We start from the raw sequence: 10891 nt of genomic DNA, 5'->3' as shown, positions 1-10891 counted from the left end.
AACGTTGATGAAAACGGAACTGCTCATCGGTGCCCTGGCTTTGGCCACGGCCATCCAGGTCATCCCCTTCGGGCACAACCACGTTAATCCTCCGGTCGTTGCCGAACCGGCGTGGGACAGCCCGCAGACGCAGGCACTCTTCAATCGCGCCTGTGCCGACTGCCACTCAAACGAAACGGTCTGGCCGTGGTACAGCCATATCGCCCCCGTCTCCTGGCTTGTCGTCCACGACGTCGAGGAGGGGCGCGAGCATTTCAACGTCTCGGCCTGGGGCGTGCAGAAGAAGAACGAGGGCGATGACGCGGCCGAAGAGGTCGAAGAGGACGAGATGCCGCCGCTCGTCTACCTGCCGACCCACCCGGAAGCGCGGCTCACTCCGGAGGAGAAAGCACGGCTGATCGCCGGTCTGAAGGCGACGTTCGGCAGCGAAAAACACCGACACTGATCCACACGAGAAAGGGGATAGAATGGAAGAAAAGTTCTCGCTCAAGAAAACGGTCTCGTTGACCCTGGGACTGTCGTTCCTGGTGATGAGCTACACGGGGATCATGCTCTTCATGACCCCCAAAGGCAAGATCGCCTTCTGGACCGACTGGACACTGCTGGGGCTCACCAAGACCCAGTACACCGACCTGCACATCACCTCGATGTTCCTCTTTCTCGCGGCAGGCATCTGGCACATCTACTACAACTGGAAACCGCTGGTGAGCTACCTCAAGAACCATCTGCACCGGCTCACACCGCTGAAAAAAGAGTTTCTCGCCGCGCTTGTGCTCAACCTCTTTTTCGTCGGCGCCACCATGCTGCACCTGCCGCCGATGCAGAGCATCGTGAACCTCAATACGTCCATCAAAGATTACTGGGAGCGGCAGGTGGGCGCCCCGCCGTTCGGCCATGCCGAGGAGGCAACCGTCGCCTCCCTCGCCCCCCAGGGCGGCATCGATACACCGACAGCAATGAAACGGCTGCGCAACGCCGGCTTCCATGTGAAAAACGGCCGGCAGACCCTGGAGCAGATCGCCATTGAGAACGGCGTCTCTGCCCAGAAGGTCTATGACGCCATGCTCCCGCAGGCCCGGGTGCAGCAGAGCGTGGCGCCGCTCAGCGGCATGGGACGCAGAAGCATCGCCTCCCTCGCCGACGCGGGGCACATCGACCTGGAGAAGGCGCTTGCCTATCTCGAAGCCGAAGGCGTCGACGCCACGCCGCAGAGCACCATGCGCGATGCCGCCGGCCAGCTCGGCACCACCCCCTACGAACTCTTCGAAACCCTTAAAGCCCTGCCGTAACCCCGTTCCCTTCGGGACGTGGGTCCTGTCAACGGTAGCGGTCGTTGACATTATTACTAATTAGTAATATAATGCTCTTAACCGCTGATGGAAAGGAGGTGCCATGAAACGCACGAAACCGTACGGACCGCGCGAAGACGCCGTACTGCGGACGCATATCGAGCTGTCGCGCGCCTACAACAAGCTCCGCGCCAAGGAGACGGCAACCATTGCCGAGCACGGCATCACGATGGCGCAGTTCGCCATCCTCGAGGCCCTCTACCACCTCGGGACGCTGCGGGTCGGCCAGATCACCGAACTGATCCTCAGTACGCCGGGCAACATCACCGTCGTCATCAAGAACCTTGAAAGCAAGGGGTGGATCCGCGTCTACCCATGTGAAACGGACCGGCGCATCCGCATGGTGGAGATCACCGAAGCAGGGAGCGGCCTGATCGCCTCCCTCTTCCCGGACCATGTCCGCAACCTGACGGCGTGGTACGGTGCCGCGCTGGAGACCGAAGAGCTCAACACCCTGTCGCGCCTGCTGCGCAAACTGGAAAAGGCACAGTAAAACCGCCTGCCTTTTCATCCCGACACATAGCGATTGGAGGATGCCATGCAACGCCGCACGTTTATGGGGCTGCTGTTTCTGTCGCCTCTGATGCTTGATGCCGACACCGACTCAAAGGAGACCGTTATGTCAAGAATGTTTGTCCACCGCGCCTCGGAACGGGGCGTCGCCGAACACGGATGGCTGCACAGCCGCTTCAGTTTCTCGTTTGCCGAGTACTACAACCCCGCTCGGATGGGCTTCGGGGCCCTGCGGGTGATCAACGACGACGTCATCGAAGCCGGACAGGGGTTCGGTACCCACCCCCACCGCAACATGGAGATCGTCTCCATCGTCACGCAGGGCGCCCTGAAACACCGCGACTCCGCGGGGAACGCGGGCGTCATCCGCGCCGGGGAGATCCAGTACATGAGTGCGGGTGCGGGCATCTACCACTCCGAGTTCGCTTCCGAAACGGAGAAAACCGCCCTCTTCCAGATCTGGATATACCCCAGTGAAGAGGGGGGAAAGCCCCGGTACGAACAGCGCGATTTCAACGCCTTCTACCACCCCAACCGCTGGACGCTGCTCGTCAGCGGGGACGGCCGGGAGAACTCGATCCGGATCAAGCAGGACGCCGCCATCCACGTCAGCGACATCGAGGGGGGCCGGACCCTGGCGCTGCCTGCAGTCGCCCCGGGTCACGCCCGGCTGCTCTTTGTCATCGAGGGGGAGGTCACCGTGGAGGAACTGCGGCTCGGCGCCCGGGACGAACTGCAGATCATGGACGACAATGTCCATGATCTCACCGCCGTGCGCGAGGCGAAAGTGCTCCTTTTCAACGTGCCGCTGTGACGGGGGCTCACGGTTTACTCACAATGCAGTATTATTATTGGAGTAACGCACCCCAAAGGAGAATAAGATGAAACGTATGAGTCTCGCGGCGGCACTGCTGCTCGGAGGAACCCTGTTCGCCGCACAGGGGATGATGTCCTCTTTCAACGATTTTGACGCCAACGGCGACGGCGTGATCACACAGGCCGAGTTCGAGAATACCCAGCAGGCACGGATGACGAAGCAGGCCGAAAGCGGCAAGATGATGCGCAACGCCGCCAATGCGCCTACTTTCGGCGACATCGACGCCAATGCTGACGGCAACATCGATGCCACCGAGTTCAGAAACCACCAGATGAACCGGATGCAGCAGCGTCCGGCCGGTCAGGGAATGAACAATGCCCAAAACACAGTCCAGACCAAAGTGCAGGGCAGAATGATGTCATCATTCAACGATTTTGATGCGAACGGCGACGGCGCGATCACCCAGACCGAGTACGAAAACGCCCAGCAGGCGCGGATGGCGAAGCAGGCCGAAAGCGGCAAGATGATGCGCAATGCCGCCAATGCACCCGCTTTCGGCGACATCGACGCCAACGGGGACGGTACGATCGATGCTACCGAGTTCCGGAACCACCAGATGAACCGGATGCAGCAGCGTCCGGCCGGTCAGGGAATGGGCAAAGGGATGAAGTGCGGCAGCGGTAAATGCAGCGGGGGCGGCATGGGCGGTCCGAACCGCTAGAGCCCCTCAGCGCTGCCGGACGCAGCGCACATGCGCTTCGTCGCAGCGGTCCGTATCGAACATGTGGCCGTTGCCCCAGTAGACGGCCCAGGCATTGATGGGCATTTTGCGGTAGATCTCCGAGGTCCAGTAGGCGTTGGAGACCGTGTTTTTGAGTCCCACCTTCTTCGCGGCCGCCGCCCTGCGCAGCGTCTGCAGTTCCGCCCGTGTCGGCAGGCGCCAGTCGCGGAACCCCTCAAGCTCCAGGTTCGCGCAGTAACTGCGCGCATCTTTCCAGACCGTATCTTTCTTAGCCGCCATGGCATTGTCCTGCCACTGCAGTTTGGCCGTCGTATCGATGACCGTGTCACCGCTGCGCTTCCAGCCGGCCCAGGCCAGTGCGGAAACCATGAGCAGCAGAGAAACCACTCGAATCATTTACCCTCCTTTTCATCACCGGCACGGCAGACTATTGCCGCCGCCGGGAAACGCTCCCGTCCTCTCTCACGGGAACTTCATTACACGTCACATCTTAAACGTATTGTGCGAACGCTCAATAAACACTGCCGCTACTTCAGCGGCATCAGGGCGTAGCCCCTGTTCTGGTACGCAATGGTGTCGAGGTAGCTGTTTTTTGAGATGCGCAGGTATGGCAGCACGTCTTCGCGGTCGATCCCGTTGCCCTCCAGCGCGATGGCGCAGACAACCAGTTCCACCGTCTTGGCTTTGGAGAGACGCTCCAGACTCTCCTGCGCCTTCTTGACATAGAGCACTTCCTCCTCGGGAACGAGGTAATCGGCGCTCTCCGAGGCTACCTTGGCGCAGCCGCCGTGCATCGTCACGGCGAAACGGACCGTGTCGCCCTGGGCCTCGATCATCTGCATGGTCTTCTCAATGAGGTTGAAACGCGAAAGGATATAACGCGGGTTTGAGGAGCTGCAGTCGAAGACCGCCTTGTACTCCTGGGCCGATGCCATCACCCCCAGCAGGGCGATGAGGGCCGGAAACCGTTTCACTGCCCCAGACCGAAGACGTTGGAGAGGGTATTGATGTAGTTGAAATACCCGGTGATGGCAACGGCCTCGATGATCTGCACGTCGCTGTAGCCCAGTGCCTTGAGGGCGTCGATATCCTCCTGCTGCATCTTGTAGTTGTCTTTCTTCGACGCGCGGACGCAGAAGCGCAGCAGCGCCTTCTCTTTCTCGTCGGTGGTGATGCTGTCGATCCCCTCGAGGATCTGGGTGATGCGTTCCTCGCTCAGTCCCAGCATCTTCGCGATGTTCTTGTGCACGTCGACGCACATCTTGCAGCTGTTCTCCTTGGAGATCAGCAGGGCGATCGCCTCTTTGATGCCATAGGAGAGCTCCGTCGGCTCCAACAGGAACTTCTGGACCATCATGTCGGTGGCGAAATAGACCTTCTCGTCCAGCGCCAGCAGTTTGAAAATCTCGCCGAGGTTTCCTGTCTTCTCCAGGATGGGGCGCGCCTTCTCCTGGATTGCCGGGGACATCTCCTCGAATTCGGGTAGTGCTATGTATGCCATCTTCTTCTCCTTTGCGACAATTCTAATTGAAAAAGCGTTAAGTTGTACTTAACGCTTTGGGTTCTCATCGGCCGGGTCGTGGTAGTCGACGGTCGGGATCAGCAGGGCGACGACGAAGAGCGTCAGGCTCAGCACCAGCACGATCATGAGTTCATAGCCGCCCAGCACATCGCTGAGCCGGATCGCTCCCAGGTCCGGCCCCATGAGGTGCTTGATCCAGGGAAAGGTGAGGGTGAATACCGCGCCGCCGACCATCCCGCCGATCACGCCCACCAGCGCATCGACGCGCCCTTCGGAAACGGAGACGAAGAAGGCCGAGGGGCATTTACCGAGGATCACGAGCCCCATGCCGAACAGCACCGCGCCGACCAGCAGCCCGCCCAGCAGGGTCGGTTTCACCTGGTACTCCGCAAAGCCGCCCTGGACGAGCGCATAAAAACCGACCCCGGAAAGCGCGACCGTCATCATCGCCATGCGGGGTGCCAGGGTGTCTTCAAAGATCATAAAGCCCGCCATCTTCTCGAACTTGTCGAGCCGGCTGTAGAGGATGATCGCCCCGAAACAGAAGCCGATGAAGAGCACCGTCCAGACGGAACCGTGCCCCTGCGCCGCCACGACGTCGAACATATGCACGATACCTTCCGTCATGAACAGCTCCCTTTGCGTTTATAGAAGAAGCGGCCGGTGATCATGCCGGTACCCAGGGCAACGACGGTAAAGATCAACCCGCTGACGGCGGTTTGGCTCCCTCCGGAGAGGATATGCCCCGCGTTGCAGCCGCCGGCAAGCCGCGCCCCGTAGACGAGGAGGAAACCGGCGATGAAGCTCCAGACCATCCGTGAAGGGACCGAGCTGTTCTTACGCGCTTTCCACAGTGTCGGGATAAAGCTGATGTGAAAGGTCTTCGTCACGAAGAGCGACATGAAGAGGCCGCCGAAAAAGACGCCGATCAGCATCACCCCCTCCCAGGCGCCCGACGTCTCGATCAGGGCCGTATATTCATGGCTGTCGGCATCCAGGCCGAACAGCACCTCGGAGAGGTAGGCCATGCCCGTCGAGGCACCGATCGGCCGCCCCGCTCCCCATTCGGAAAAGGTAAAAAAGAAGAGCAGGCTCATCAGGATACCGCCGGCCCACCATGGTATTGTACGAGGCATAATGACCCCCTTATTTTGTAAATCGTCAAGTTATACTTTACGTTTTGAATTCTATGCTATAATGCTTAAACTTTCTTGAACAAGGAACACGGTGGAGTATAAGATCTCGGAAGTCGTCGCCAAGACCGGAGTGCCAAAATCGACCATCCTCTACTACATCAAAGAGGGACTGCTGCCCGAGGCGCGGAAGCTCAAACCCAACGTCCACCGCTACAACGACGAACATGTGGAGCGGCTGCGTTACATCCGGTACATGAAAGAGGAGGTGGGGAGCAGTATCGAGCAGATCAAAGCGGCACTGGGGAACCCGAACCGTTCGCTTTCAAGCTCGCTCTCGATGATCGAACCGCTGATGAATACCCTCAGCCGCGTCCCCGCCGAGGCGGAGCACTATACGCAATCGGAATTTGTGGAGGCGTTCGGACTGGATGCCGACATCGTCGCGCAGCTGATAGAGACGGGGATCCTCCTGCCGACGGGGGAGGCGGACTTTACCCATAAAGACGCGGCCATCGTCAACCTGGCCGCTGCCTTCGAGAGCGTCGGGGTCGCCCCCGATATCCTCAAAGCCTACGCCGAACACGCCAGGGGGCTTGCCAAACTGGAGCGTCAAATGCAGCAGAGCCTCTGTACCGCCCGCACCGACGACAACTTCTCGACGCTGTGGAAGATCCTCTTCGAGACCCTCTTTACCGCCAAGCCCTACCTCTTCGACCGGAATACCTACAAGGTCTTCGTCTCCGCTCTCAAAGAGGAGCTGAACGCGGACGAGACGCGCTCATAGGGTTTCCGCACTACGGCGGAACAGAACGTGGGCCGGGTCAGTGTGACCGGACGGCCATCGACAGCAGCAGCAACCCGATATAGAACCAGATCATCGCCCCCGACGCGGCAAAAGCCGCCAGGCGTTTGGCTGCAGAGACCTCGTACATGCCCAGGCGGCTGTAGAGGATGACGGCGCTCCAGATGGCCCCGACGTAGCCGAAGAGCGAAAAGAGGTGGACCCAGCCGTCGCGCATGGAGGCCAGCGGCTTCATTGTCTCCGCGCTGCCGATCAGCCAGAACCAGGCGTTGGCGAGGTCCGAAGCGTAGTGGATGAAGAAGAACGACCCTACGTGCGAGAGCGACCCGATGATCATCATCGGGGCCAGGGCGTAGCTGTTGCGGTGCAGGAAGCTCTTAAAGGGCTTCTTTACCAGCGCAGCGGCAACGGCAAAACCGCCGAAGACGAGCACGCCGGTGGCGACCAGCGCCATACTGAGCGCCGCGAACCCGACCCAGTCCACGCCGGCAGGCAGGAACGATGCAAGCCACTGCCCCGCCGCATACCACGGCGTCTGTGTCTTCACCGGCGAGTGCCCCAGACCGTGGTGGAAATGCATGGTGATCGTAATGATCGCCAGCAGCAGGATATACACATAGGTGTGGATATTGTGGCGGTCGTTGACCTCGCCGAACATCCCCTTGGAGGGTTTCACCAGCTGCAGCGACACCGCCTCGCAGGATTGGGCGCAGTCCATGCAGAGCGTACAGTCACGCATGGAGTTCTTCTTATCGAAGAGGTAGGGCTGCAGCCCCGTCTCGCAGGCCTTCGCACAGTCAAACGTCGTACACGAATCGCAGGCGTCACGGTAGGTCTGCAGGCGCACCATCCCCAGTTTGCCGTAGCTTTTGGTGACGCTGCCGATCGGGCAGAGGTAGGTGCAGTAGGCCATATTCTTGTAGCGGGAAAAGACGGCGAGCGCCAGCAGCGTCAGCCCGGCAAAAAGCAGTGCGGCGATCCAGGGAGTCTTAAGCAGGCCCGGGAAGAGGTAGGCCGGTACCCAGTACGCCGCGATCAGGATCCCCAGACCGATACCGCGGTGCTTCATCCACTCGGGTGCCTCTTTTTTCGTGCCGAACTTTGAAAGAAAGCGGCCGAGCACGCCGTGGGGGCAGACCCCGCAGAAACCCGGACCGATCAGCACGATACTGACGATCATAAAAAAGGGCCAGAAGAGCGACCAGAAAACGGCAGACGTATAGGGGTTCTCCGCCAGGGCCGGATAGCGCAGGCCGAACCAGATCGCGGAGACGAAAAGCAGTGCCGCGACCGTCCGTACGATGAAAAGGACGCGCTTGTTTTTAAACAGTGCCGCCACGAGCGGCCAGCCCAGCAGGTCGTTCCTGCTCCGCGTAATATGTTCGACCATCTGCTTCTCCTTTTAGAACGAATAGGTGTAGGTCAGCATCGCAAACTGCGGCATGCCCGGCGTATAGTAGTACTTCGGCGCACCGTAGCCGGTCGTTTTGTCCACTTCCGTCGCGTAGCGCTGATCGAAGAGGTTGTTGACGTTGAACTGGTAGCGGTGATGTCCGGTCGTGTAGGCCAGGCTCAGGTTCGTCACCAGCGTGAAACCGTCATACTTCTCCGTATTGAGGTCGTCCATGTAGAACGGACCGTAGCTGATCCCCTCGATGCGCGCGGAGAGGCTGCCGTCATGGTAAGCGGCAAAGAGCGAGTACTGGTAGTCCGGGATGTAGCGCTGCTTGTTGCCCGAATAGTCCACCCCGCTGTCGACGTAGTCGTCGTAGCTGTAATCGTACCAGGAACCGGTCGCACCGAGATCGGTCGTTTCGGTGGCAAGGTAGTTGAGGCTCAGCTCCGCCCCCAGACGCTTCGTCTTCCCGGCATTGGTGTAGTAGGTCGTATTATCCGCCCCTTTGACCGCGACGATCTCGTCACGCACGTCGTTGTAATAGAGCGAGAGGTCCATGCTCCAGTCGCGGCTGCGCTGTTTGAGGCCGACCTCGTAGTTGATCGAGGTGGAGGATTTGAGCGACGGCGAGCTGCCGTAGGAGAGGTTGGCACGTACTTCGCTGTCCGTCGGCGCCTGGTTTGCCGAAGCCACGAGGCCGTAGAGGTTCAAGGTCTCCGTCAGCGCGTAGGTCGCACCGATTTTCGGCGAGAAGAGGTCATAGGACTCGGCGACACTGTAATCACCCTCGCCTGTCGTATAGTTGCCGTCGGCATAGTCGTAGGCCAGGTACTCCGTCCCGTCAATGTCAAAAGAGAGATGGTCATAGCGCAGGCCGATATCGACGAGCAGTTTCTCCGCAGGCGAGAAAGACTCCTGAACATAAAAGCCGTAGAGCGTGCTTGTCCCGTCCTCGATGCCGGCCAGGTCCCCCTTCTCATCCGAGGTCACCTTGATAATGCGCGTGCTCGGTCCCGGTACATCGATGTAGTCGCGGTAGGTGTACTTCTTGCTGTTATCGCGGATGTCGCTGCGCGCCGTCAGACCGAAGACCAGAGAGGCGTCGCGGTCGAAGAGCGTGTGTTTCGCGTCAAAGGCGAGGTCCGTCCCGACGACGTAGTTGTCCGGCGCGTCGTTGATCATCCCCGTGACCGGGTGGTAGTGTCCCCACTTCGTGAAGTAGGCCTGCGGTTTGAAGGTGAGGTCGCCGAAGCTCTTCTCGTACTGCACGTTGAAGAAATAGGTATCGGAGTAGCGGCCGCTCTGCTGCCACGCACCGTTGGTGTTCGTCGTTTCGCCCGTCTCTTTATAGGCGGCGAACTCGTCGGCGCTGAGCGACTGGGGCAGCTGCAGGTTCGCTTCGGTATAGGCGAACTCCATCTGCAGCGTGGCGTCATCCTCGAAGATGTGGCCGTATTTCAGGCTTGCCTGGGTCGTGTCGAAGTCGTTCCAGTCCCGCCAGCTGTTGCTGGACTGGCGCCGGGAGACGCTGACGCCGACATAGTTGCTCTCGTCGATCGCAAAGGAGCCTTTGACGTTGGCATTGAGGGTGTCAAAAGTCCCGTACCCGAGCTTGATGCGGTTGTTGTCCGTATCGAAAACGGATTTGGATTTGATGAAGACGACACCCCCGCTGGCATTGGCTGCCGCGATGGAACCCGGCCCCTTGAAGACCTCGACGCTCTCCATGTCGTCCACGTCGATGAAGTCCATCCGCGTAAAGCTGTCCGGGTCCGTCATCGGGACCCCGTCGCGCATGACCATGATCTCCCGGATGCCGTAACGCGCTTTGAGCCCTGCGCCGCGGATGATGAGCCGGCTGTCGTAGCCGTTGTTCTTGCTCATCGTGATCACCCCCGGGATCGTTTCGATGGCGTCTTTGACGTTGAGTACATTGCGGTCTTCGATCTCCTCGCTGTCGACAACAGCGACGCTCTGCGGTACCTCTTTGGTCTCGCGTTCAAATTTTGTCGCGGTCACGCTCACGGCATCCAGGGAGTACTCTTCCGCTCCCATCAGCATCGTGAGTGCCGCCGGGATACTCAGCAAAATCCCTTTTTTCATACACACTCCTTAAATACGATATGTAATATTATAAAAATAGTGTTACCTAAGTGTTAAGTGAAGAAACTCCCTGCAGCACGGCACTCAGAGGGAATAATCCTTTTGAACAAAAATAAATCATTCTAATGAATACCATTTCATTTTTTTAAACTATTGACGTTATTCCGTCCAAAAACACCCCCGGCCATACGACGGCAGATTTTTAACGCGATTCTCGCTATGATTATTGAAACCACTCACACAGGAGACGATCATGTCCAGTCATAAAAACCGCGAACACCTTGAAGTGATCCGCGACAATATTGCCGCCTCTCCGGAACTCAGCGACGCCGAAAAGAGCGACGGCGTCAAACTCGTCGAAGAGTGGATCGCCGAAGACAAAGGTTTCGGCCTGTTGTATGACGCCCTCGTCGGCCTCTCCTCCAAGTTCGACCCGCTGCTCAAGGAGCTGGGGCTCGACTAGGCCCTGCCGCCGCTTTACCCCCCGGACGCTATACTGTCGTCACCAAAA

At 59.2% G+C, this 10891-nt stretch carries 14 protein-coding genes; 7 read left to right on the top strand and 7 right to left on the bottom strand.

What is annotated here, in order from left to right; all coding sequences use genetic code 11:
* Nucleotides 1–7: 7 nt before the first annotated feature.
* From WCX18_RS00235 to WCX18_RS00215, 5 genes are all read left to right on the top strand, one after another.
* On the top strand, nt 8–445 hold the full coding sequence (locus WCX18_RS00235; protein WP_345988557.1) for a heme-binding domain-containing protein: 438 nt from the start codon (nt 8–10) through the stop codon (nt 443–445).
* Nucleotides 446–467: 22 nt separating this feature from the next.
* The gene (locus WCX18_RS00230; protein ID WP_345988555.1) at nt 468–1289 is read left to right on the top strand and encodes a DUF4405 domain-containing protein; all 822 of its coding nucleotides are present in this window, start codon (nt 468–470) and stop codon (nt 1287–1289) included.
* 103 nt (nt 1290–1392) lie between these two features.
* Entirely contained in the window at nt 1393–1842 is a 450-nt protein-coding gene (locus WCX18_RS00225; RefSeq protein ID WP_345988553.1) for a MarR family transcriptional regulator, read from the top strand.
* Between the two features lie 126 nt (nt 1843–1968).
* The gene (locus tag WCX18_RS00220) at nt 1969–2676 is read left to right on the top strand and encodes a pirin family protein (RefSeq protein ID WP_345988551.1); all 708 of its coding nucleotides are present in this window, start codon (nt 1969–1971) and stop codon (nt 2674–2676) included.
* A 67-nt stretch (nt 2677–2743) separates the two neighbouring features.
* Nucleotides 2744–3400 carry a hypothetical protein gene (locus WCX18_RS00215; RefSeq protein WP_345988549.1) on the top strand — a complete coding sequence of 219 codons (657 nt, stop codon included), beginning with the start codon at nt 2744–2746 and terminating at the stop codon, nt 3398–3400.
* Nucleotides 3401–3406: 6 nt separating this feature from the next.
* On the opposite strand, the gene WCX18_RS00210 is transcribed toward WCX18_RS00215, so the two are convergent.
* From WCX18_RS00210 to WCX18_RS00190, 5 genes are all read right to left on the bottom strand, one after another.
* Entirely contained in the window at nt 3407–3817 is a 411-nt protein-coding gene (locus WCX18_RS00210) for a DUF1566 domain-containing protein (protein WP_345988547.1), read from the bottom strand.
* Nucleotides 3818–3948: 131 nt separating this feature from the next.
* Nucleotides 3949–4395 (bottom strand): DsrE family protein, encoded by a 447-nt coding sequence (locus tag WCX18_RS00205; RefSeq protein WP_345988545.1) that lies wholly within the window; start codon nt 4393–4395, stop codon nt 3949–3951.
* Nucleotides 4392–4922, bottom strand: coding sequence for a carboxymuconolactone decarboxylase family protein (locus tag WCX18_RS00200; RefSeq protein ID WP_345988543.1), 531 nt, complete (start codon nt 4920–4922; stop codon nt 4392–4394). The genes WCX18_RS00205 and WCX18_RS00200 overlap by 4 nt, the downstream gene beginning before the upstream one ends.
* Before the next feature lie 48 nt (nt 4923–4970).
* Nucleotides 4971–5570, bottom strand: coding sequence for a YeeE/YedE thiosulfate transporter family protein (locus tag WCX18_RS00195; protein ID WP_345988541.1), 600 nt, complete (start codon nt 5568–5570; stop codon nt 4971–4973).
* Nucleotides 5567–6079 carry a YeeE/YedE thiosulfate transporter family protein gene (locus tag WCX18_RS00190; protein WP_345988540.1) on the bottom strand — a complete coding sequence of 171 codons (513 nt, stop codon included), beginning with the start codon at nt 6077–6079 and terminating at the stop codon, nt 5567–5569. Before WCX18_RS00190 ends, WCX18_RS00195 begins: the two co-directional genes overlap by 4 nt.
* A 91-nt stretch (nt 6080–6170) precedes the next feature.
* On the opposite strand from WCX18_RS00190, the gene WCX18_RS00185 reads away from it, so the two are divergent.
* Nucleotides 6171–6863 (top strand): MerR family transcriptional regulator, encoded by a 693-nt coding sequence (locus WCX18_RS00185; RefSeq protein ID WP_345988538.1) that lies wholly within the window; start codon nt 6171–6173, stop codon nt 6861–6863.
* 37 nt (nt 6864–6900) lie between these two features.
* Here the strand turns inward: WCX18_RS00185 and WCX18_RS00180 are convergent, their stop codons facing one another.
* Complete coding sequence (locus WCX18_RS00180) at nt 6901–8271, bottom strand: 4Fe-4S binding protein (RefSeq protein WP_345988536.1); 1371 nt, start codon at nt 8269–8271, stop codon at nt 6901–6903.
* Between the two features lie 12 nt (nt 8272–8283).
* Nucleotides 8284–10380: a TonB-dependent receptor gene (locus WCX18_RS00175; protein WP_345988534.1), complete on the bottom strand. Its 2097-nt coding sequence runs from the start codon at nt 10378–10380 to the stop codon at nt 8284–8286.
* Between the two features lie 253 nt (nt 10381–10633).
* Between WCX18_RS00175 and WCX18_RS00170 the strand changes: the two genes are divergently transcribed.
* Complete coding sequence (locus WCX18_RS00170) at nt 10634–10843, top strand: hypothetical protein (protein ID WP_345988532.1); 210 nt, start codon at nt 10634–10636, stop codon at nt 10841–10843.
* Nucleotides 10844–10891: the final 48 nt, after the last annotated feature.

The sequence above is a fragment of the Sulfurimonas sp. HSL1-2 genome, assembly GCF_039645565.1.
Lineage (GTDB): Bacteria > Campylobacterota > Campylobacteria > Campylobacterales > Sulfurimonadaceae > Thiomicrolovo > Thiomicrolovo zhangzhouensis.
The sequence above is the reverse complement of the archived record's forward strand: the minus strand, read 5'-3'. Positions and strand labels throughout refer to the sequence as shown.